Raw genomic sequence first — 24,243 nt, 5'->3', positions numbered from 1 at the left:
GACAGTTCCTTTCACTTGTCCAGACAAACTCGTTACAGAGAACGAAACGATCCGTGTTGCTAACAGAGAACATAGCGGGCAGCTTCAGGATCGCGCATTTGTTCTCATTCCTGAAGAAATAATTACCTCGACGGAGGATCTGCCCACCATCAGGTACAGTCCTTCCCACGGTTTCGTGAATCCGGCAGCTGAACGACTGGTTTACAGGACTCTTCATTCAATAAGTGCTTCTTCATCCCCTTATCAACACCTTCAATACGAAAGGCTTTTGATGTACCCCTTCCATAGTTTTTTGTGATGCGCCGGCCCTTGCACTCAGGGGTATTTGCACATTCTTTTATTTCAGCATCATAAACTCATTTAAAAAAATATCACTATGGACTATTCAATGGGCCTCGTTTCGGCCATACTCATCACTATCGTATTCTTGCCGTTTTTCTATATCGCCTATCTGGGGAAACGACAATCAAAACAGAGAAACAAACTCTTTTACAAGAAAGCGCGAAAGCTTGGACTTCACTTGGATGAACAGGAACAATGGGGAAATACCTTTGTGGGCCTCGATCAAAAGAGTTCAAAGCTGATCTACATGCGGAGCTTAACAGGAAAACTGATCAGGAAAGAGATCTCCCTGGATTCAATCAATTCCTGTAACGTGCTGATCCAGCAGGCGAAACAAAAAACGAAGGGGAAAGTCGATTTCCGTTTGTTAAAGGTCGACCTGGAGCTGATCTACGCAGCTCAGCCCGAGAAGCGTACCCTTTTGAACTTTTTCGATCAGGAGGTAGTTTACGCTCAGGATCACGAGATCGAGAGGGCAGAGAGATGGAAAAATCGCATTGGGAAATATATGCACAAACACAGTACGATGAGATCAGCCTCTTGATCCTTATCTCCCGGGCTAACTCGGATCCGGGCTACATTGTAATGTGGGTTAAAATGATCTTCTGAACCATGGGTTTGGAACCTGCCTGCAGGCCTATAGCTTAGGAATTTGGTCCCGATAGTCCCGATAGTCCCGATTACTATCGGGATTGGAATTTGGTGCTTTCGATTTCCTGGATTACGCTCGTTCCTCGCGTGATCCGGGCCGAGCGACTAAAAGGGCTCCAGTGGAGCGCTTTTAGCGAGGAGCCAGCCGGTGCGCTGGCCTGGATTACGCCCCGAAAGTGAGCTGTGCTCTACTTTCCGGGGGTGATCCAGAGCAGGGTGTAGACAGTAAAGTGAACCCCTTAGCTGCGCTCACTTCGTTTTTTATTTTCCTGACTTTCATCAGAATAAATTCCACTCGGTTCAGGAAAATAAAAAACCATCGCCTAAAGACGATGGTTCTACTTTACTGTCGGGATGACTGGATTCGAACCAGCGACCACGCGCACCCCATGCGCGTACGCTACCAGACTGCGCCACATCCCGATTAATTTTAATTCAATATGTCAATAAGAGCGAGCGACCATCCCGCCCTGCGGGATACGCTACCAGCCTGTCCTGCCCTGCAGTGAACAAGCCCAATATCATTCTCAATTCAATAGTTCTGACTGAACCAGCGACCATCCCGCCCTGCGGGATACGCTACCAGCCTGTCCTGCCCTGCAGTGAACAAGCCCAATTTCAATCTCAATTCAATAGTTCTGACCGAACCAGCGACCATCCCGCCCTGCGGGATACGCTACCAGCCTGTCCTGCCCTGCAGTGAACAAGCCCAATATCATTCTCAATTCAATAGTTCTGACTGAACCAGCGACCATCCCGCCCTGCGGGATACGCTACCAGCCTGTCCCTGATTTACAGGGAATAAGCCACATCCAGATTAATTCTCCTCAAGAAACCGTTTAATTCCCCTGGATTTTATGATCTTTTCCAATCGAATAGCCTCCAGTCTCGAGGTGCAATTGAAAACTCTAATCAGTTTCCAAGGTAAACCCTTTGAGGTAAATCTGCTGCGCCCTGTATTATGTCGAGACATCCGTTCATCTAGATCCTTGGTGTATCCTACATAATACTTTTCGAGTCTTTCACTATAAAGAACGTACACTAAATAACTCATCCCTCATCGACCATCCCGCCCTGCGGGATACGCTACCAGACTGCGCCACATCCCGAGGATGTTCTTTCGAACAAAAATTCCAAATCCCAAGTTCCAAATTCCAAACTCTTTTGAGGAGGCAGCACATCTTGCTGAATCAACAATGAAAGATTGGATACGACTTAGAAATCCGAGCGCAAAAATAGAAAACATTCCTGGAAAAGGATAACAATTTCTTCACGAATTCAACATTTGGATTTTTTTAAAGTTTTTTTATTTTAACAGTAAATTAAGAAATCAGACGGGGTTTTAAGATTTTTTTAAAACATGATAAAAATCATATGAATGCTCTCATTCCACCCCTAATTTCACCGAATAATTTATACATCTAATTGGGAATTACATGAAAACTTCACACCTCCTTCGCAGCCTGATGATCATAGCATCAGGATTTTTAATGATCCAATGTACCAGTGACCTCGAAATACCCGATCCGATCGCCGGACCTCCCGGTGCAGACGGAAGGGATGGAATAGACGGGGTTGACGGGGTTGATGGCACCGCTTCCTGCGTGAGCTGCCACTCCAATGCCACCAGAGAACCTATCTTTGCCTCTTTCTCCATTTCACAACACGCAGCTGAGGATGGAGCGTTCGCAAGGGGAGGTTCAGCCAACTGTGCCCAGTGTCATGGGGATAAAGGCTATGTCGATTATATTGAAACCGGAATGGTGGACACTGCCGGATATTCCAATGTAGAACCCATGAATTGCGCCACCTGCCACGACCGCCACAGCACTTTCGATTTTGAAAATGACGGCTTTGATTATGCATTGAGAAATATTGATGCGGTTACCCTGGTGATCGACAACGCCACCGTTCTTGATTTTGGAGGGTCCAGTAACAACTGTATCACCTGCCACCAGCCCAGGAACAGCTATCCCGTTCCAGGAGGAACAGATAGTGTGACCATTACTAATAAACGTTACGGACCTCACCACAGTCCACAGGCTACCATGCTCGAAGGGATCATGGCTGCCAATATTCCCGGATCTGAAACCTATCCCGCCGTGGGAACTGCAGCGCACAGAACAGGCTCTTCCTGTGTAGCATGCCATATGGGAGAATCTTCCGATACCAGCACTGGGATCCACTCCTGGAATCCTACTGCAGCAGCATGTGTCGCATGCCACCCAAGCGGAGCTCCGGATGAGATAGCCGGTTTTACAGAAGATATGGCCACCTTGGAAGCATTGCTAGCAGCAAGGAATATATTCGATGCAGACGGTTATTACGTACTCGGTACATATTCAGCTGAAGTAGGTCAGGCGGCCTGGAACTACAGAACCCTTTTGGAAGATCAAAGTAAAGGTATTCACAACCCGAACTACACCAGGGCATTGCTCAAAAACTCTATTGAGGCATTGCAGGATTAGCAATCAAATAAAGCCCGGGCCTTATTCCCTGCCCGGGCTTTTTAAAACCAATTTCGGGATCTCTTATTATAATTCGGGTCTGCCTAATAGGTGACCTTAATGATAGGGAATGGAACCCGGAAATCTATAAAACTAAAATGAAGAAAATGAAAAAGCGCATCTCCTTCTTTCTGATCAGTAGCCTGATCGTATTCAACTTCTCGTGCTACTACGACCAGGAGATCGATCTGAGTCAGCCACTGCCCGACATCCCGGTAGATCAGCCCATATCATTCAGTTCCGACATAGCACCCATTTTTTCAAAAACCGGAAAGGATTGTACCGCCTGCCATAACGGAAATGTCGCCAACCCCGACCTAAGGGCCGGTAATGCCTATACCAATATCATCGCCCTGATCGTAGCCGGAGACGCCGAGGGCAGCGAATTTTACCAAAGACTACCCGGGAACGGACATCCCCTGGACGTCGGTTTTGTCATGGACAATGCAGACATCGCCCTGATCAAAGCATGGATAGACCGTGGAGCCGAAAACAATTAACCCGATAAGACCCTTCAACATGAAAAAATTGAGCTTCATATTTGTTTCTTTCCTGATAGCCCCCATCTCACTGTTATCACAGGACACCATCGTGGAAAAGGTGGTCGAAAGACCGGAAAGGCCGGCATTTGAGAGTTCGTATATCATCGATAACCCTACCGATGTCACCTTTATCAAGAACACCCTGGAAGTGCATATGGCACACCGGTTCGGAACCGTGAACGGAGGGGATAACGACCTTATCGGGATCTGGGCTCCGGCCAATATCAGGATCGCGTTGAGCTATGCTCCTCACGAAAGGCTGACCCTGGGGTACGGGACCACCAAATTTGACCGCCTGCAGGATTTTAACTGGAAAGTGGCCCTGCTACGGCAGACCCGTTCAAACAAGATACCCGTGAACGTTACCTACTACGGGAATTTTGTGATCGACGCCAGAAGTGCAGATAGATTCCTGGTAGAACAACACAGGTATTCCTATTTTAACCAGCTGATCATCTCCAGGAGATTCAACTCAAAACTCTCCCTCCAGGGTTCCGCCAGTGTTTCCCACTACAACCTGGTTCCCCAGCGTATGCGAAATGATGTGGTCGCTATGTCTCTGGGTGGCAGATATAAGGTAAGTTCACAAACCTCTATCCTGGTGGATTATACCCAGCCCTTTGTCCATCACCTGGACGGGGTAAAACTGGATATGGATCCGGAACCCGGATTCAGCGTAGGTGTTGAGTTCAGGACCTCATCTCACGCATTCCAATTGTTCTTGTCGAGCTACCAGGGGATCGTCCCTCAAAAGAACATCATGTTTAACCAGAACAATTTCTTTGACGGGGATTTCCTGATCGGTTTCAACATAACCCGTCTCTATAATTTCTAATGTTCATATAACGATGGCACAACCACCAAAAAAAGACAACCCCATCTCAAGAAGGGGGCTCCTCCCCCTATTGGGCACCACTCTCCTCCTTCCCTTCCTGGGCTTCTCTAAAGAAGAAAAGAAAACCAGTATGAAGAAGAACGAAGGGGAAGAACAATACGAGACCCTTTTAAAACCCGATGGGACCATTGTTAAGGTGAAGGTCAACACGCTGAAGAAATCCAAGGTCGTTAAGAAAAATATCCCCAACTCCACCTTCCTGAAGTGGCTGGATAAAAAGAGTTAAGCAGGCTATCAATTATGGACGAAAACAACAAAAAAACGAGGCGAAAATTCCTGGACCGAGGCTTAAAACTCGGCGTTGCCGGTGTGTTGGGCGGAATAGGCCTGTCAAAACTGTCGGCTAAATTCGCGCCTGATGACAAAGCCCCGACCGGGGAGACCATGGAACTCATGACCACGGACGGCACTATCGTGGAGATAGACACCTCTGAGGTAATGGAAGTGGAGCACCACCACCACTACTCCATGGACTACAACGTTAGGGAAGGGATCCCGAACAGGAAATTCGTAATGGTAGTAGACCTTGCCAAATGTAAAAACGCCTTAAAATGCCAGCAATCCTGTAACAAGAACCACTACATAACAGGAGACAATGCCTGGCTGAAGGTCTATAAAATGCAGGAATCTGCGGATACCGCACCCTACTGGCTACCTACTATGTGTCAGCATTGCGACAAACCTGCCTGTGTCACAGTTTGCCCGGTGGATGCCACCTTTAAGAGGGAGGATGGCCTGGTCCTTATAGACAATGAACGCTGCATTGGCTGCCGTTTCTGTATGGCCGCATGCCCTTATTCTACGCGTGTTTTCAACTGGGGGGATCCCGGTCAGGAAGTCACCCTGAATATGGACATGACCGGTGTAGAACCTACCCCCGAGTATGCGGGCAGGCCCAGTTTAAAAGGGACTGTAGACAAATGTGATTTTTGTCCGCACATGGTGAAGGAAGGAGAACTTCCCCACTGCGTCACCGCCTGCCCCAATGGCGTTTTCTACTTTGGAGATAAATACGAGGATACGGTCACTAACGGGGAAGAGACCTTAAGGCTCAGCAAACTGCTCGAAGACAAAGCGGGATACCGACTGCTGGAAAGCCTGGGAACAGAACCCAGCGTGTATTATCTGCCTCCGGTAGACCGACTGGTGGACTTTGAAGAAGGTATGTCCGAGTTCAAGGAATTCGAATCTGTTGAAAAACCCTCTGAAGAATGAAAAAATTCGATGACATCGTATCGGATCTGGCTCCCAGGGAATTCGGGAAGACCGGACTGGCCTGGATAGGTTTTCTGGTCGTTCTTGTCATTCTGGGTATAGTGGCCTACGCAGATCAGGTCATACAGGGCCAGAAAGTGACCAATATGAGGGACTACGCCCTTTGGGGGATCTATATTTCCAATTTTGTGTTCTTTGTGGCTACGAGTTTCGTAGGATCTGCGACAGTCGCAATCCTCAGGCTTACCAACAACTCCTGGCGTACACCCCTGGTGAGGATCGCCGAGATCATTACCCTGGCCTGTATCGTGATGGCCGGGATCACTATTACGATCGACATGGCAAGGCCAGACCGGGTCATGAACCTGTTTATTCACGCCCGACTCCAGTCGCCTATCACCTGGGACATCATCATCATCCCCACCTTTATTGTGATCAGCCTGTTGATGCTTTATTTCCCTCTCTTGCCGGATTTTGCCCTCATGAAAAAACACTTCGAGACCTCCAAACCCCGGCTGAGCAGATGGTACGGTAGGCTTTCCCTGAAATGGACCGGCAGCTCTGCCCAAAAGGCCCTTCACTCGAGATCCATCATGGTGCTGTCCGTATTGATCCTGATAGCAGGAGTCATGTTACAGACCATTGATGCCTGGTTGTTCTCCACCACCTACCGCACAGGATGGGACAGCTCTGCCTTCGCCCCTTATTTTATCTCCGGGGCTTTCGTAGCCGGCATAGGTGCATTGGTAACCGTTATTTACATCGTCAGGCGGACCCGCAAATTGGAGGAATATATTACAGAAGGCCACTTCGACAAAATGGGGAAACTGCTGACCCTGGCCTGTATCATCTACCTCTATTTCAATATCAACGAATACGTGATCCCATTCTTTACTGCCAAGAAAGGGGAAGATGCACATTTGGAATCCCTTCTCACAGGTCACTACGCCGGACTATTCTGGTTTGTGACCCTGGCAGGGCTGGTGCTGCCCATCTTTTTACTGCTCTTTAAAAAGGGCCGTAAACCGTTGCCAATGTTCTTTATTGGCATAGTGGTGGTGATCGGTTCCTGGTGGAAACGCTATATCATCATTACTCCTACCCTGCTGGAGCCCTTTATGCCGATTCAGGGAGTACCGGAATCCTGGCGCACCTATTTTCCCAGCGCTCACGAATGGATCATCACCATAGCCACCCTGGCCATGGCCCTTTTGATCATCACCCTGCTGGTCCGTTTCCTTCCTGCCGTGCCTGTACAACGCACAGCAGATGAAATGGAAACGAAGGCGGAAGCCTCACTTAAAAAGATCGCGTCATGAAAATACATACTTCCATAAAATTCCTTTTTGGTATTACCCTCGCGATCTTTATGTCCTTGACTCTGATATCAGGGTTACACGCTCAAAGTGAAAAAAACAGCGTTCGGATCAAAGCCGACTATACCAAGGTGATGGACGGACAGAGTTACCTGGATATCAAGGTGATCTCCCGTATAGACCGGCAGATGGTCGACGTTCCTGATCTGGACATGGAGGTGTACTACGAATACGATTACGAAGAATTTCCCCTGGGCAGCGCAAAGACCGATATGAGCGGAAAAAGCAGGTTTATGCTGCCTCCCTTATCCGAAATGAAGGCCGATTCAACAGGCATGTATACCCTGGGTGTATCCTTCGGAGGAAATGACGAATTCAAAAGGGGTTCCAGAACCGTAAACTTCAGGGATGCCCGCATCGAGACCCGACTGGAGCAAAGGGATAGTACGAATTATGTTGAGGCTACCCTGACCGATACCGGCACCGGGCTTCCGGTACCGGATGTCTCCCTGAGGGTACAGGTACAGAGGCTGATCCGACCCCTTAGAATTGGTGAAGAATTTAATTATACGGACGAGAATGGCACTGTATTTGTACCTGTTGAAGCAGGTATCCCTGGGTTAGATGGACTTCTGAATATCGAAGTGGTACTGCCCGAAAGCGAGGATTACGGTACCGTAAAAGCAATAGTCGAAGCTCCCTATGGAAAGCCGATCGTCCTGGATACCAGTTTTAACGAGAGAACCTTATGGTCACCGAGAAGCAAAACACCCATATTTATAGTGATTTTCACTATATTACTCATTGTGGTAACCTGGGGTCCCATACTGTATTTAATCCGAAACCTGTATAAAATTTCTAAATCTTAATAAACAAACATGAAAACAATTAAATTTTTGATGATCATCGGGGTGGTATCCTTCACCTTCTATTCCTTTACTACCCTTGTACAAGATAAATGGGTGGTACCGGAGAAATACGTGAACATGAAAAATCCTACCAATCCGAAGGAAGACCTGGATATCGGTAAATCCCTATACGACAAGCACTGCAAATCCTGCCATGGCAAGGAAGGTTACGGAGACGGACCAAAAGCTGCCGAAATGAAGGGAGACCTGGGCGATTTTTCCTCAGAGGAGTTTCACAAACAGACCGATGGGGAACTGTTCTACAAGACCACTTTCGGCAAGGATGATATGCCTGAGTATACCAAGAAGATCCCCAGTGACGAAGATCGCTGGCTCGTGGTGAACTACATGCGTACCCTGAAGGAATAGGTTCCCATCATTTGCTTGATGAATAAAGAAATGCCTGCTTTTTAAGTTTGGTACAGCAAAGCCCTTGAATTGAAAGTTCAATTTTGTTAATGACATGAATACCAACCTGAGGTCAATCAGTATCTCTCATATATCAGCCTCTGTCAAGGATCGCGAAAGGTTCTATTTTCCCGAGGAGGAAAAAAAGACCTTTATCGATACTAGTCGGAAGCGCTTTCCGGATATCAGTGGTTTGATGCTATTGGTGACCTGTAACAGGACGGAAGTATACTTTGAGTCGGCCTCTACAGATTCCTCCCAATTCCTGGATTTCTTCCTGGAGTACATGTCGGTTGACGGGAATACCGGAAAGTCGGCCTTATTTTCACGTACGGATGACACCCTAAAAACGGCGGAACATTTACTGAACGTATCTTCTGGACTGCTCTCTAAAGTGCTGGGGGATGCGGAGATCATTGCTCAGATCAAAAGAGCCTATCAATTCTCCCTGGCCCTGGAATTACAGGGGTCCTTGCTGGAAAGGGCCATGCAGATAGTGTTCAGGAACCACAAGAGGGTAAGGAATGAGACACACTTCAGGGATGGTACCACTTCCCTGGCCTATAAGTCGCTGAAAACCATGGTTCAGGTCTACGGGGAGGAGGAGATGCATGACAAAAAAATTCTCTTCATAGGAGCCGGAGAAATCGTCAGGCAGTTGTTTAAGTATAACCGTAAATTCAAATTTAAAAGGATATCCGTCAGTAACCGGACCAGAAAAAATGCGGTTGCGCTTTCCAAGAGATTCGGATGTGAGATCTACGATTGGGAAAGGGTGCAAGCCAATGAATTCTCGGATTTTGATATCATCGTCGGGGCTGCGGGTAACAGCAGGCACCTCGTCAAAACGATAGAGGACAACCAGAGGCCCAGGCTTTTGATAGACCTGGGACTTCCCTCGAACATGGACCACGAACTTTCTCACCAGGCAGGAATCACCCTTTTTAACCTGGACGCCATTTCGGCCCAACTCGAAAACACAAAAGTGCAACGGGCCCAGGCCATGGAGTCGGTAAAGCACATTATAGGAGAAGAACTCGATTCTTTCAGGAATTGGGTAGAGGAAAATTCCTTGCGCTCCGTACTCGGAAAACACAAGATACTGATCCGAAGAAACACGGAAGGCTACCTGCACGAGAAATTGAATACGAATGATCCTGAAAAGGTGGAGATCGTAATGAATCGGGTGATCAGACAGCTATATCACCAGAAATGTCGTTCTACCGAAGAAGATCACATCCTTGACCTGATCGCAGAAAATGCGGTCTTCAATTCGGACTGAAGACATAACACAGCCAATCTAAGAACGAGAATACATGAGGAACACAATGCATTTTACGGGAATCTTTGCCCTTCTGATGATTATTACATCCTGCCTGGATGGCCCTAAATCAAAGGAACCCTATACAATCACACGGACTATTGACAAGGCTATTTTAGACCCGGATGTAAGCCGTGAAATGCGCAAAGTGTTGGTCACAGAAGTGATCCCGGGCGAAAAGTACATCTACGCCCAGGTCAGGGAGGAGGATCATACATTTTGGATCTCCACCCAGAAAATGGAATTAAAACCAGGAGACGTCTATTACTTCAACGAGTCCATAATGAAGACCGACTTCGAGAGTAAGGAGCTGAAAAGGGTCTTTGATACCATGTACCTGGTTACCTCCCTGGTAACCGAAGCACACGGAAAGGATATGCACGGATTCAGCAAGGATCCCCTCGACCAGGAGCAGGTAAAGGTCATTAAAAAGAGTATTGCAGAGGAGCAGGACAGTACAGCTGTTTTCGCTGGACGAATAAAAATTGAAGACCTGGTGGATGACCCGCAAAAATACGAGGGGAAAAAAGTGGAGCTAAAGGGTGCTGTAACCAAGGTGAATGAAGGGATCATGGGCAGGAACTGGATACATCTGCAGGACGGCAGCAAGGACAGCTATGACCTGGTGATCACCACTTTGGAACCTGTTAAGAAAGGTAAAACCATAACTGTAAGGGCTTTGGTTCGACTCGATGTAGACCTGGGAAGCGGGTATTCCTATCCCATTCTTCTGGAAAACGGTACCATTCTGGATACATCTTTCCATTAGATTATAGCATCCCCATCCCAGGTGCTTTATCTATACAGGGTGAAATGCCCTACATACTGCTGTTTCTCCTTGTCGTTGGCGTTGACCACATACCAGTAATCCCCAGTGGGTACTTCTCTGCCGTCATAGGTTCCATCCCAGCCTGACACCTGGTCTAAGACAGCCACGACTCGGCCGTAGCGGTCATAGATCTTCACCTCTATATTCGGGAAGAATTCCCGGTTCCTCGGGAACCACAGATCATTGTTGTTGTCCCCATCCGGGGTAAAGAAGTTCGGAATATCGAGCATACCGGTAAAGTCGAATGGGATAGACATGATCGCCTCACACCCCTGGGCATCGACCACCCGTACCGTTACCGTAGCATCCTCATTCACCTCGTACGTATTCACACTGCCCTGGGAAACTCCCTGGAAGAAGTATTCATATCCTCCGAAACCTCCGGTAGCTGTGGCCGTGAGCTCGTTGGGAGCCGATTTAACCAGGGTAAGCGTCAATGGGTCATACGGGTCTATAGTGAAATCCACGAAAGTGCTACATCCATTGGAATGGTAAATATACACCGTGTGATCCCCTGCCGGGAGATCTCCCCAGGTGCGGTCCACATCCGCCTGAGCGGTAATGGCATCCGTTGGATCTGCGGGGTCCAGCACAAAAAGGAGGTCCGCATATTGCGAGGTATCCGCCACGGACACCACGGTCATGTTATTTGGGAAAATACCGTCACATCCGTAATTCACCACGACTTCAGGCTGGAGATCAACCCCTATCCCTATTGGCACGACCACATTGGTCTCACATCCACGGGAATCCCTGATAAAGACCACATAGGTCTCCCCTCCCCTCAGGTTGGTGAAGGTCATGGTAGGGTTAGGCGCAAAGTCGGCCGGGTCGGAGGAGTTCATAGCGAACTCGTAGGGAGGCGTACCTCCGTTCACGAAGACAGTAACCGCTCCGTCCTCATCCCCAAGACAGGTCTCGGGAATGGAATTCCCAATTCCCGCTACCAGTTCAGTGGGCTCCGTAATGGTGATGGTCTGGGTGATAGTACACCCAAGGTCGTCTTGTATGATCACCTCGTAGCTTCTGGGAGCAAGGTCCGTAAAGGTCTTGCGATTCGGGAACATAGGGTCGTCCCCTTCGAAGAACTCGCTGAGCTGATCTGCGATGGAGTATCGGATCACACCGGTTCCCCCGCTGGCCTCTATGATCAGCTGACCGTCTACATCTCCGAAACAACTCACGGGGACTGCTTCTATGTAATCCAGCACCAGAGGTGGCGGATCCACAATGGTTATAGGAGTTGAAATAGCTGTACATCCACCACTCTGAGCGAATACCCAGTAGGTTCCGGGTCCAAGGTTCCGGAATATTCCGGACGACTGGGCCGCTCTCACTGTGTTGCCTGCCGTCGGAACAGGAGGAACATCCGAATTCAGGAGGGTGTACACATAATTCCCGATGCCACCAAACGCTTCTGACCTGATGATCCCTGTTGCCTCTCCGGCACAGTTAATGGTGGCGTTGGTAAGATCCAGGGAGATCACCAGAGGGGCTGCCGGATCCAGGGAGATCTGGTTTGAGATCTCGAAAGGACATCCGTTTGAATTTTGTACGTCGTACTGGAAAGGTCCGGGATCCAGGGTGATGTCTTCAGTGATCTGAACCACCGTAGCCAAAGGATCTATCGTACTCAAAGGCAGAAATGGGTCTGAGGTCCCCGACCTTCTGTAGAAATAGCTGACCCCAGGTTCAGGGTTTGTTATGGTCAGTTCCATGATCCCGAAATCACCGCAGCCCGGTGGCTGCAATTCAACCAGTTCGGCTACGACCACCGGTGGATCGGTAATGGTGATCGGAATCGTGGTATAACTACAGGACCATCCGTCGAACACGGTGATGGAATAGTCGCCGGAAGACAGGTTCGCAAAAGAAGGTGTCGTTTGCAGTCCGCTGCTGGTTCCGTCCGTGATCCTGTTCAGTTGGTAGAGGTAATTCCCCGGCCCTTGTCCACCACTGACATTGAACGCTTCTATGACCGCATCGTTGTCGTTGTTACATCTCAGGGGAGAAGTGATCTGTATATCGGCATAGATAGGGGTGGGCAAGGCTAATGTTATGGTATTGGTGGCCGTACAACCCTCTATATCGCGCACATTAATGGTATAGGTACCGTCAGACAGGTCGGTAATGATCCTGTTGGTACTCGGAAAATCCTGCAGGATGGTCGATCCGTCAGGGGCAATGACCTGGTATTCATAGGTGCCCCATCCTCCGTCGCCGGTCAGGAAGATCTCGCCCAATCCGGGAATCGCACAGGTAACCTCTGCTGTTTGCTGAGCCACCACTGTCAGGGCTCGGTCTGGCTGTCTTACGGTAGCCACATTGCTCACCGTGTCGCAGAAAGGATTGTCCAGAGCTTCCACATGCACCACCAGGTTACCAGCGGGCAGGCCGGTAATCACCACGGGGTTCTGTCCGGCAATAGTGGTATCAAAGGTCCCGGTGACCCCCGTAGTAGTCTCTACTCCGAAATTATCCCTTGAAAATACCTCGTAGTTGTAGACCCCACTGTATCCGTTGATCTGGATACTGATCTCCCCATCAGAGCCGTTAAAGCAGGTTACGGGTTCCGTCTCTGCAATGACGGCGTCTATGGTGTTGTATTCAGGTACATTAACTACAGCGGTAAGGTAGGAACATCCGGCATTGCCTATATCCGTAACGGTAAAGATATAATCGCCCGGAGTGTCGATACTCCAGATAACCCGGTCTGTACCACCGGAGTTCTGGACCGCGGCAGAGCCCAGGGGTAGGATCTCCACATCGTAGTTGCCGGGTCCCTGGTCTATGATGATCTCGATAGAGCCTGGATTAACCCCTACTCCACTGGCATCGCAGGTAAGCGGGTTCACGTTGTACGTAAAGGTCAGATCTGTGGGCGCGTTGATGGTGATCGTCTGCGTGATTTCACAGCCATTCTGGTCCCTGGCTGTCAGGGTGATCGTCTGGTTGGTACCGTTGTCAATGACCTCGAACGTATTGCTGGTCTGGAAATTTGTCCCGTCAAAGGCCGGGGTTCCGTCATTCATACTATAGGTATAGGGGGCAGTACCGGTATCTACCCCTGTGCCATCTCCGTTCGTATCCGTGTAGATGGTAATGGTAGCCGTATTGAAACGGTTACTGCTGGGATCACAGGTAAAATCCGTATTTACCGTATTGATCTGCAGGGGTGAGGGTTCTGTGATAATCACATCCCCCGAACGGTCCGTACATCCGCGGTCCGAGATCACTTCCACCTGGTAGGTACCCGGGGCGAGATTATCGAAAAGTGAAGTCCCCTGAGGTCCGGCGAGAACGGTAGAAGTACTGCCATCATACAAGACATACGTGAATGGCCCGTCGGTATCCGTTCCCGGCTGGAGCTCAACTCCGATATAACCATCGTTGGCGCCGTTACAGGTAACATCACCCATAGGCGTTGCCGAGATCACGGGGTTGGTCACTACCGTAACGTCCACAGTGGCTGTATCCGTACAGAGGGGAACGGTATTGGAATCAAGGTCTGTAACGATGATGGAATACGTCCCCGGAGCAATATTGATAAAGACGGGATCATTCACCTGAACCACAGGGGGATTGAACCCATCATCCAGTTCATATCGGAAATTGCCACTACCCCCGCTGGTATTGACCGTGATCACGCCGTCTCCCGCATTACAAGTGGGTTCGGAAGTGGCATTTGCAGAGATGGCAAAGAAATCGAATACCCTCGCGACCACAGTATTGGTACATCCATTTCCATCCCTCACCGTGATCGTATAATCTCCTGGGTTTGGGACCACAAAATTGGGGCTGGTCTGGAATCCGCCACCTATATCGTATTGGAAAGTCTCTTCCGGCAGGCCGGATCCCGTACTGAGAGGGGAGGTCACATTCACCGTATAGTTGGCTACGGCCGTACACTGGTTGACAACGTCAACGGTAGGAACAGGGACTCCAGGTTCAGCCGTGACAGTCACCGTGGTAAAACTGGTACACCCAAAACTGTCCTGCACATAAAAATCATAGTTGGCCGGATAGGGTCCGGGAATCTCATAGGTGGTCTGGGGTGTGAAAACACCAGGGGCCGGATCACCGGCAGGCACATAGGCAAAACCGTAAGGGGGCGTGCCTCCATTGCCCCTAACCGTTACCAGGGCGCCTACGTTACAGGTAGCTGGCAGGTTGCTGTCTATTACGATCGCAGGCACATTGGGAACAATATCCACCAGGGTACTGGCGTCACAACTGGTATTGTTATCCTCCACGAGGATCTGATAATTCCCTGCGGGAAGGCCTGTGAAACTGCCGTTATAAGGGATGGGTTCGTTGTTAAGCACCACAGGTCCGCTCACTATGGCTCCGGTATTGGTATCCTGTAGCTGTATCGTGATATCTGCAGGGGAACCTATTCCGGCAACCTGGAAGTCAATAGATCCATTCGCATTCGGTGCACAGGCCGCTGAAGTAGCCGTGGCCACCACGGATATGGGTGAAGGGCCGAGAATAGGGTCAATTTGTTCGATATACCGGCATCCCAGAGCGTCGATCACCTCTACAAAATAGGTGATCCCATAGGAAATCTGGCCTGTAAAATCGTGCGTGTCTATATCCACGTTAGGCGGACCCAGGGGACCTCCCAAAAGTCCGATCTGGTATGGAGGCGTGCCTCCCACAATATCCACAATGTAGGTAAAGGCCGTGGTACAATCCGGGGGAGTGGTCGTGGCTACGGGAACCAGGTCAATCTGGTTCTGTATGATGGTGACCGTATCCCTGTCCTCACACCCGGAGGCATCCTGTGTGATCACGGTATAGGTACCCGGCACCAGATTGGGGAAATTTGCGCTTGTACTGGCTGTGGGGCCCACGGTGGCTACCGTCACCCCGTTGATATCCTGTACGATGTACGTATAGTTAGGGTTTCCATTGGCCACGGCGGTCACGTCTATGGAGCCATAGGTGGTTCCTGCGGCGCATAGGGCGTCATTGGCCACCACACTGGCATCTATGGCCACACTGGCATTTATGGTTGCAGAAAGCAAAGGCGTTGTACAACCCCTGCTGTCACGGATCATAAAGGTATTGTATACCCCTGGGGCGAACCCAGAAAATACATTCTGGGAACTGAAGGTGGCACCACTATCATCGCTGAATTGATATGGCGGAACCCCGAAATTGGTATCCGGCACCAGGGTGATGATCCCGTTGTTATCCCCGCAGCTCGTATCCGTGGGTACAGCCGTACCCGCAATGGTCTCCGGGGGTGAAATCGTCACCACATTGGTTTCCGTTGTACACCCTCGACTGTCGCTCACCAGGAACTGGAAAGTGGTGTCTGTAGTGATAGAGCCATCGTTGGGAATACTGTATACAAAGGAATTCCCTGCGATGGGATTCGAGTTGGAAGTATAGGCAGCCCCATCGATGCTCACCTCGTAAATGTCGTAGTTACCTCCTGAAGGGTATCCGTTGCTGATGGTCACCTGAATCTCGGCCGGGGGTCCCCCGCAGTTGAGTTCGGTGATGGTCACGGCCGTGGCTGTGATTTCAGGCTGAATGGTGACCGTAACGTCATCCCGGCAATCGTTGGCATCCCTTACCTGAACGGTATAGGTATTCGGGGTAAGGCCGCTGAAAGAGCTCGCCCCCACCCAGGGCCCGCCGTTGATCCTGTATTGATATGGAGGAAGACCCCCTGCGGCATTTACAACGATCGTAGCTGCATCCACATTGTCATAGCAGAAATCTGTCGAGGCATCGATGGTCAGTACGGGTGCCGCCAGGGAAGTAAGCGTAAAACTGTCTGTTACGGTACACCCGTTGGCATCTGTAACGCTGACCTGATACAGTCCGTCCAGGGACAGGTTCGAGAAGGTATTACCGTTCTTCGGGCCTCTGACGGACAGGTCGGGTTGGATAAGGGTATACCGGTTTCCTCCCCAACCGCCTACTGTATTGATGGTAACACTTCCTATATTCCCGTTCTGGCAACTCATCGGAGTTACATTCAGGCTGCTGATGGCAAAGGCGGTAGCAGGTTCCTGTATGACCAGGGTGGCAGAATCGGTACAATTGGTGTCTTCGTCGGTCACATTGATCACATAACTTCCGGCACTAAGTCCGGCAAGGGAAATGATCCCGTTGCTTTCGCCCGTATTGAGGGGGCCAGCATCAATGCTGTAACTGTAGGTAGTGGCAAAGCCATCGACCAGGAACCTGCCTTCCCCGTCGCTGTCACCCACGCAAGTGACCACCCTGGTGGCCTGGGCCTGAACGGAGATTGAGCTGATATCCGTGATGGCGAATACCTCATTGTAGGAACACCCCTCGTTATCGGTTACCCTGAAGGTATAGGTGCCTAGTCCCAAACCTGTAAAGACGGGATTGTTCCCGTTGTTTACTGCGCTGGCTGCAGGAGCAATGATCTCATAGGTAAAAGGCGCCGTTCCGTTCGTAACGGCCACGGTCACCGATGCAGTGCTCGTAATACAGTCTATGCTCGATATGGTAAAATCCATATCGGTAGGTTTGTTAAGTGGGTTAAAAACGATGGGGGCCAGGCTCTGTACACACCCGTTCGCATCCCTTATCTGGGGTGTATAGGTACCCACCCCGAGGTTTGTAAATACCGTAGTAGCGCTAAATCCGGCACCAATACTGTAATCGTAGGGCGGTGTACCTCCCGAGACCCCTGAGATAGTGATCTGCCCCCCGGTCTCGTTCGAACAGGTGGGAACACTGTTTGCTGTGACGGTAGCGGTTATATTGGAAGGGGTCCCCACGGTCTCAACGGTAGCCGGGGTAGTACATATAAAACTCCCCTGCTGATAACGGATAATTACGTCATAGCTGCCGGGAGCCAGACCATTGAAGACATTGCTCCCCTGGTAGCTCACTCCATTGTTGTTGCTGAATTCCAGGTTATATCCGTAGCCGTTCGTCACATTCACCGTGATGCGGCCGTCATTGGCTCCCCCGCAATTGGCATCCTGAGTGGTCACGGTATAGACCGGTGGTGGCAGGTCTTCCACGTCCACACTGGCAGACCTGCGGCAACCGTTGGCATCTTCCACCAGGATGGGATAGGTGCCCGCAGAGGAAACCGTAAATACGGCGGTACTGGCATAAGGGGCACTGAAACTCCCACCCCCATCCAGGCTGTAGCGATAGGGGGCAGTTCCCCCCGAGGTATTAATCGTCACATCCACGGTCGCTGCCCCACACCCAAAACTGTCATTGGCGGTGGCAGAAACTGCGATCGGGCTGATCCCATTCCCTATGACGATGGGATCCGAATTGACATCCAGGGTGATAAGTTCATTACACTTGTTGGTCTCTACCCTTACACTGTAGGTCCCCGGGCTAACATTCGCGAAGGTATAATTGCTCGCTCCGCTGGGTCCAAAAGTATCTACGGTCACGGAATTCTTGATCAGTCGGTAGGTATAAAATCCGGGTACACCGGTCACCTGAACGTCTATGCTCCCCAACTGGCCGCTACAAAGGATATCATTGGCGGTCACATCCACATTGATGTCGAGGTCCTGTACGGTTACTGAATTGGATGGGAACACACAGGAACTGGAGGAAACGTTCTTCAACCTAACATAGACCATGTAGCTTCCCGGGGCGGAAATATCAAAATAAGGTGTGTCCTGATAGGGGCCGGCAGGAGTGTTGAGGCTGTATTCATACCCCGCAGGTACGTTGGTGATCTCTACCCTTCCCGGGTTACCACAAATGATATCTTCCTTGATCAGCTGGGGGTTCAGGGGGTTCAAAGTGGATTTGAAATAGTAATACTGACCTCCATCCACTCTGACCCTGAATTCCCCGCTCGTTGACAGGTTGTAGGTAGCTCCCGTACCCACCGTGTCATAACAAGTATTATTCGTATTGGCACAATCCTCGATGACCGATGCTGCACATCGGTTGGGATCTAGTTTTTGCCATTGATAGCTGGAACCGGAAATGCTCAGGCTGATGGTGCGTACGTCACTGGTACCGCAAAGGAAGAATTTGGCCAGCGTACTCCCGTCATTAGGGCAGGTCACTTCTTCATTCGCCCCCTGTATGATGGTGACGAACATAGGTGCCGATGAAGAAAAAGCGTCTATTTCCAGGGCATCTCCGGGAATTGAAGACGAGTCCTCCTGACTCTCGGGCTCCTCGGCTATGTCCTCAAACAGGGAGGTCGCGCCTGCGGAAGAGACGAAACGTATTATGCTTGGATTTGCTATGGCGGAAGTACCTATTACAAAAAGTGCCAACCACAGCAAGGCATACGCAAAATGCCTGATTTTTTTAGGGAGCATAGGTTAAACCATATTATGGCAAGAATATGTTGATTTGGGATCAGTATATTCAGAGCGTAGTTATCGATCTATAATTTTCTCTTTATCTTTGGTCCACGACCATTATTATTATTAATTTCTCTAACGTTAGAAAATGCAAAAAAGTATCCTCATCACCAGTTTTTTCGTTGTATTGACGGTGATTTCGTGTGCTCAGAAATCTGATAACGGGATAAAAACTCCCGAGGAAACGAACTTTTCAGCCGAGTTGATTGTGGATGGTCTACAGATCCCCTGGGGTATGGTTTTTCTGCCAGACGGGAGTATGCTGATCACCGAAAAATCGGGTGAGATCATACACTTCAAGGATGGTGAGAAAACCCAGATCAGCAATGTACCTGTCGTTTATAATCGTGGGCAGGGAGGCCTGCTCGACATAGAATTGCATCCCCGATATGCCGAAAATGGGTGGATCTACCTCTCCTATGCCTCAGAGGAAGGCGATGACAAAGGAGGAAATACCGCCATCGCCAGGGCCAAACTGAGCGGGAATGCCCTATCTGACATCCAGGCGCTTTACAAAGCAACCCCCAATACGACCAGCGGACAGCATTTCGGTTCCAGGCTCGAATTTGACGATAGTGGATACCTGTATTTCACCATAGGAGAGAGGGGGGATCGCGATGTGAATCCACAGGATATAACCCGAGACGGAGGCAAGGTATACCGTATCCATGATGACGGAAGTATCCCGGCCGATAACCCTTTTATAAACGAAGCAGGAGCCAAATCGGCCATCTATACCTACGGCAACAGGAATCCCCAGGGGATGGTCAAAAACCCGGTAACCGGCGAGATCTGGATCCACGAACACGGCCCCAGAGGAGGGGATGAGATCAATATCGTGAAAAAAGGCGTAAACTACGGCTGGCCTGTCATTACCTACGGGATCAATTACAGCGGGACCCCGATCACCGATAAAACACATATGGAAGGCATGGAACAGCCGATCCACTACTGGATCCCATCGATCGCCCCCAGTGGAATGACCTTCGTAACCTCCTCCCTGTATCCCGACTGGAATGGGGACCTGCTGGTAGGCTCATTGTCTTTCCAATACCTGGAACGCCTGCAAATGGAGGGAGAGACCGTGGTATCCCGTGAAAAACTGATGGAAAATATCGGGCGGGTCCGGAACGTAAGACAGGGGCCGGATGGTTTTATCTACGTGGCTGTGGAAGGGAAAGGGATCTTTAAACTGGTTCCGAAGGACTAGAGCTTACTTCCCGTATGCGTCCATGGCCTTTTTGACAGACCCGTACTCCCTGAGGACCTCGGTGGCCTTCTCATAGTCGAGCCCCAGGCTGTCCATTAGGTATCTGGTACCCCGGTCTACCAGCTTGTTGTTACTCAGCTGCATATTCACCATTTTGTTCCCCCTGACCCTGCCAATTCGGATCATAAGGGCTGTGGAGATCATGTTCAAGGCCAGTTTCTGGGAGGTACCCCCCTTCATTCGGGTGCTACCCGTAACAAATTCGGGTCCAACGGGAATTTCGATGGGGATCTCGGCTTCCAGGGCAAGAGGAGATCCGGGGTTGTTCGTGATCCCTGCAGTCAATAGCCCATTCCTGCGGGCAGTTTTCACCCCTCCGATCACATAGGGTGTGGTACCTGAGGAGGCAATTCCCACCACCGTGTCCAGGGAGTTGATCCCATAAGCCTCCAGGTCCTTCCAGGCCTGTTCTCTGTCATCTTCGGCGAATTCCACGGCCTTCCTGATGGCTGAGTCCCCTCCGGCTATCAGGCCGATTACACGTTCATGGGGCAGTCCGAAGGTAGGTGGGATCTCGGAAGCGTCCAGGATACCAAGCCGACCACTGGTCCCTGCTCCAATATAAAAGAGCCTGCCTCCTTTCAGGAATCGTTCCGCGAGTTGTTCGACAAGCCATTCAATTTGCGGAATGGCAAGGGCCACGGCCTCTGCCACCTTCTGGTCTTCCCTGTTGATATTGGTAAGGAGTTCAGCGGTTGACATTTCCTCCAGGCGATCGTAATCGGAATCCCCTTCCGTGATTTTTTTAAATGCAGACATAGTTATAACAGGCGAAGATCCTGGTTTCTGAAAAGGTTTAACAGATTGCTCTCGGGGGATAATTCCGTGATCATCGTATTGATCTCATTGATATCACAAGTCTTGAAACGATGCTGAGAATTGAGTTTTTCCGAGATACACAAAAGTACAGCTTTTTTGGAAGCCCGAATCACGGCCTTTTTTAGCTGTACCACATCCCAGTCGAATTCCGTCAGTCCGTGCAGGGCATCGACGTACCCCGTACCGAGGAAGGCATAATCAAAACGCACTTCAGCGAGACGCTGAATGGTATAGGCCCCATTAGAGATCATGGATTCCGGGGAGATCCTGCCTCCTATAAAAATGAGGTCCACATGCGGCATACCCGCCAACTGGATGGCTACGGGCAGGCTAAAGGTAAAACAGGTCAGTTTTAATTTGGGCGGGATCATCCTGGCCATCTCCAGACAGGTGGTCCCCCCGTCGATAAAAACGACGGCGCCTTCCTTGAGCAGGCCGACCGCCTTTTCGGCTATGGCCATCTTCTCATTGAGGGCATATACATTCGAACTTCGGGCCGCCGTATGAGTGTAGCCCAAAGAGACGGCCCCGCCGTGGACCTTCCTCAGTTTACTGCCCCCATCGAGTTCCTTCACATCCCGCCTCACCGTATCTATGGAGACCTCCAGTTTTTCGGCCAGGTCCGTGAGCAAGACCCGGTTGTGGAGGTCTACCTCGTTTAAGATGAGTTGTTGCCGTTCTTCCTTTAGCATAGTTCTATTTGATTTTTTGGCCGTTACCGCCTTCTATTTATTGCTGTTTCATGTAATATTTCGACTAAAATAAATAATATATTGCACATTACTGCATATTTTCTTGCAAAATACTGCAAGATATAATTTTATTTCCTACCTTTGACCCGGACAACTTAATATGACATACTATGATCACCTCCCCCCTGGCCTCAGAAACCAGTTCCTTTCCCACAGATGAAGAGTCTAGAAAATTTGAAAGGATCAGAACCAAAATCCACGAGAATTCGGACGAAGCCTCCTTCTACGTTGCCAATGAGATTGCCGACCTCATCCGCCAAAGGCAAAAAAGCGGCAAGAAGGTAGTCCTCGGTCTTGCTACCGGGTCGACCCCCACCAAGGTCTATGAATACCTGGTTAAATTCCATAAGGAGGAAGGGCTGAGTTTCAAGAACGTGATCACCTTCAACCTGGACGAATACTTTCCCATGCAGCCGGATTCCATCCATAGCTACGTGAGGTTCATGGAAGAGCACCTCTTCGACCATATAGACATACGAAAGGAAAACATCCATATACCGGACGGCTCCCTGGAGAAAGAGGATGTGCGCGATTACTGCCAGGCCTATGAACAAAAGATCCTCAAAGCAGGTGGGATCGATATCCAGGTCCTCGGTATAGGCCGAACCGGCCACATCGGTTTTAACGAACCCGGTTCTTCCCTGGTCAGCAAGACCAGGCTGGTAAGGCTCGACAGGGTCACCAAACTCGATGCCGCCAGTGACTTCTTTGGCCTTGAAAACGTTCCGGCCCGCGCCATCACCATGGGTGTTGGAACCATCCTCTCCGCCAAGCGCATCATCCTGATGGCCTGGGGCGAAGGAAAGTCGGAAGTGATCAAAAAAGCCGTGGAAGGTCCTATCAAAGAATCCGTTCCCGCCACCTTCCTTCAACACCACCAGAACTGCGACTTTATCGTGGATGAGGCTGCCGCCTCTGCCCTAACCCGCGTCTCCACCCCCTGGCTGGTCAGCGAATGCCAGTGGAATGACACCCTGATCAAGAAGGCCGCCATCTGGCTCTCAGGGAAATTAGACAAGGCTATCCTGAAACTTACCAACGAGGATTACAACGAATACGGGATGGGTAACCTGATCGCCGAGATCGGCTCCGCCGAACACATCAACCTGATCGTCTTTAACCAGCTGCAGCGAACCATTACAGGCTGGCCCGGGGGCAAACCCAATGCAGACGACAGCAAAAGGCCTGAAAGGAAGGATCCTTACCCCAAAACCTCCCTCATCTTCAGTCCGCATCCCGATGACGATGTCATCTCCATGGGAGGTACCTTGCTCCGCCTCGTAGACCAGGGGCACGAGGTGCATGTAGCCTACCAGACCTCAGGAAATATTGCGGTATTCGATGACGAAGTGATCCGGTTCCTCGACTTTGCCAGGGATCTCCAAAAAGATGACAAAGTCCTGCAGAAACAAGTGCTGGAAGTTCGGGATTTCCTGGACAAGAAAACACCCGGGCAGGTAGACAGCCCCCTGATCCAGCAGCTCAAAGGACTGATCAGAAAAGGAGAGGCACTTGCCGCCTGCCGCTATTGCGGGGTCGCGGAAGAGAACGCCCATTTCCAGAACCTCCCCTTCTACGAGACCGGTACCGTAAAGAAAAAACCCTATTCGGAAGCCGACATCCAGCAAACCTATGACTTGCTACAGAAGATAAAACCCCATCAGATCTTTGCTGCGGGCGACCTGTCTGACCCTCATGGCACACACAGGGTTTGCCTCAACATCATCTACAGGGCCCTGGACCGGCTTGTGAAGGAGAAAGCTTCCTGGATCAAAGACTGCTACGTATGGCTATACAGGGGAGCCTGGCAGGAATGGGACATTGCAGACATGGAAATGACGATCCCCATAGGTCCGGCCGATATGCAGCGAAAAAAGAATGCCATTTTCAAGCACCAGTCCCAGAAGGACAGTGCGATGTTCCCCGGCAACGACCAGAGGGAATTCTGGCAACGTGCCGAACAGCGGAACAAGGAAACCGCAAAGAAATACAATGCCCTGGGCATGGCTGAATACGAGGCCATGGAGGGATTTGTGCGCTACCATTTCATGTGATACAGGCAAGGCAGGATGCCGTTCCCTACCCGGTACATTTATCGGGTGGGGAGCGGCATACCTTGT

Annotated in this window: 17 protein-coding genes and 1 tRNA gene; 13 read left to right on the top strand and 5 right to left on the bottom strand. The window is 50.2% G+C overall.

Going from position 1 to position 24,243, the window contains the following annotated elements; all coding sequences use genetic code 11:
• Window positions 1–376 precede the first annotated feature (376 nt).
• Window positions 377–886: a hypothetical protein gene (locus GWK09_RS10070; protein ID WP_163693264.1), complete on the top strand. Its 510-nt coding sequence runs from the start codon at window positions 377–379 to the stop codon at window positions 884–886.
• Window positions 887–1,342: 456 nt separating this feature from the next.
• On the opposite strand, the gene GWK09_RS10065 is transcribed toward GWK09_RS10070, so the two are convergent.
• A tRNA-Pro gene (locus GWK09_RS10065) sits at window positions 1,343–1,416 on the bottom strand.
• 394 nt (window positions 1,417–1,810) lie between these two features.
• Window positions 1,811–2,047, bottom strand: a complete 237-nt coding sequence (locus GWK09_RS15130; protein WP_163693262.1) for a GIY-YIG nuclease family protein — start codon at window positions 2,045–2,047, stop codon at window positions 1,811–1,813.
• Window positions 2,048–2,429: 382 nt separating this feature from the next.
• Between GWK09_RS15130 and GWK09_RS10055 the strand changes: the two genes are divergently transcribed.
• The 10 genes from GWK09_RS10055 (at window position 2,430) to GWK09_RS10010 (ending at window position 10,874) form a co-directional block, all read left to right on the top strand.
• Complete coding sequence (locus GWK09_RS10055; protein ID WP_163693260.1) at window positions 2,430–3,461, top strand: hypothetical protein; 1,032 nt, start codon at window positions 2,430–2,432, stop codon at window positions 3,459–3,461.
• A gap of 146 nt (window positions 3,462–3,607) precedes the next feature.
• Window positions 3,608–4,000, top strand: coding sequence for a hypothetical protein (locus tag GWK09_RS10050; RefSeq protein WP_163693258.1), 393 nt, complete (start codon window positions 3,608–3,610; stop codon window positions 3,998–4,000).
• Window positions 4,001–4,019: 19 nt separating this feature from the next.
• Window positions 4,020–4,877, top strand: a complete 858-nt coding sequence (locus GWK09_RS10045) for a DUF5777 family beta-barrel protein (protein ID WP_163693256.1) — start codon at window positions 4,020–4,022, stop codon at window positions 4,875–4,877.
• A 13-nt stretch (window positions 4,878–4,890) separates the two neighbouring features.
• Window positions 4,891–5,163 (top strand): hypothetical protein, encoded by a 273-nt coding sequence (locus GWK09_RS10040; RefSeq protein ID WP_163693254.1) that lies wholly within the window; start codon window positions 4,891–4,893, stop codon window positions 5,161–5,163.
• 14 nt (window positions 5,164–5,177) lie between these two features.
• Window positions 5,178–6,152 carry a 4Fe-4S dicluster domain-containing protein gene (locus GWK09_RS10035; protein ID WP_163693252.1) on the top strand — a complete coding sequence of 325 codons (975 nt, stop codon included), beginning with the start codon at window positions 5,178–5,180 and terminating at the stop codon, window positions 6,150–6,152.
• Window positions 6,149–7,471, top strand: a complete 1,323-nt coding sequence (gene nrfD / locus GWK09_RS10030) for an NrfD/PsrC family molybdoenzyme membrane anchor subunit (protein ID WP_163693250.1) — start codon at window positions 6,149–6,151, stop codon at window positions 7,469–7,471. Before GWK09_RS10035 ends, nrfD begins: the two co-directional genes overlap by 4 nt.
• A complete protein-coding gene (locus GWK09_RS10025; protein ID WP_163693248.1) occupies window positions 7,468–8,337 on the top strand; it encodes a hypothetical protein in 870 nt (289 codons plus the stop codon). The genes nrfD and GWK09_RS10025 overlap by 4 nt, the downstream gene beginning before the upstream one ends.
• A gap of 9 nt (window positions 8,338–8,346) precedes the next feature.
• Window positions 8,347–8,745, top strand: a complete 399-nt coding sequence (locus tag GWK09_RS10020; RefSeq protein ID WP_239530896.1) for a c-type cytochrome — start codon at window positions 8,347–8,349, stop codon at window positions 8,743–8,745.
• 94 nt (window positions 8,746–8,839) lie between these two features.
• Window positions 8,840–10,066, top strand: a complete 1,227-nt coding sequence (locus GWK09_RS10015) for a glutamyl-tRNA reductase (RefSeq protein ID WP_163693247.1) — start codon at window positions 8,840–8,842, stop codon at window positions 10,064–10,066.
• Window positions 10,067–10,100: 34 nt separating this feature from the next.
• Complete coding sequence (locus GWK09_RS10010) at window positions 10,101–10,874, top strand: hypothetical protein (protein WP_163693245.1); 774 nt, start codon at window positions 10,101–10,103, stop codon at window positions 10,872–10,874.
• A 26-nt stretch (window positions 10,875–10,900) separates the two neighbouring features.
• On the opposite strand, the gene GWK09_RS10005 is transcribed toward GWK09_RS10010, so the two are convergent.
• Complete coding sequence (locus tag GWK09_RS10005) at window positions 10,901–19,237, bottom strand: T9SS type B sorting domain-containing protein (RefSeq protein ID WP_163693243.1); 8,337 nt, start codon at window positions 19,235–19,237, stop codon at window positions 10,901–10,903.
• 133 nt (window positions 19,238–19,370) lie between these two features.
• On the opposite strand from GWK09_RS10005, the gene GWK09_RS10000 reads away from it, so the two are divergent.
• Window positions 19,371–20,492, top strand: a complete 1,122-nt coding sequence (locus GWK09_RS10000) for a PQQ-dependent sugar dehydrogenase (protein WP_163693241.1) — start codon at window positions 19,371–19,373, stop codon at window positions 20,490–20,492.
• A 3-nt stretch (window positions 20,493–20,495) separates the two neighbouring features.
• Here the strand turns inward: GWK09_RS10000 and GWK09_RS09995 are convergent, their stop codons facing one another.
• Window positions 20,496–21,311: an N-acetylmuramic acid 6-phosphate etherase gene (locus tag GWK09_RS09995; RefSeq protein ID WP_163693240.1), complete on the bottom strand. Its 816-nt coding sequence runs from the start codon at window positions 21,309–21,311 to the stop codon at window positions 20,496–20,498.
• A gap of 2 nt (window positions 21,312–21,313) precedes the next feature.
• A complete protein-coding gene (locus GWK09_RS09990; RefSeq protein WP_163693238.1) occupies window positions 21,314–22,063 on the bottom strand; it encodes a DeoR/GlpR family DNA-binding transcription regulator in 750 nt (249 codons plus the stop codon).
• 170 nt (window positions 22,064–22,233) lie between these two features.
• Here GWK09_RS09990 and nagB point away from each other — a divergent pair, with 170 nt between their 5' ends.
• A complete protein-coding gene (gene nagB, locus GWK09_RS09985; RefSeq protein WP_163693235.1) occupies window positions 22,234–24,177 on the top strand; it encodes a glucosamine-6-phosphate deaminase in 1,944 nt (647 codons plus the stop codon).
• Window positions 24,178–24,243 lie beyond the last annotated feature (66 nt).

It is taken from the genome of Muriicola jejuensis (assembly GCF_010671595.1).
Classification (GTDB): Bacteria; Bacteroidota; Bacteroidia; order Flavobacteriales; family Flavobacteriaceae; genus Muriicola; species Muriicola jejuensis.
The sequence above is the reverse complement of the archived record's forward strand: the minus strand, read 5'-3'. Positions and strand labels throughout refer to the sequence as shown.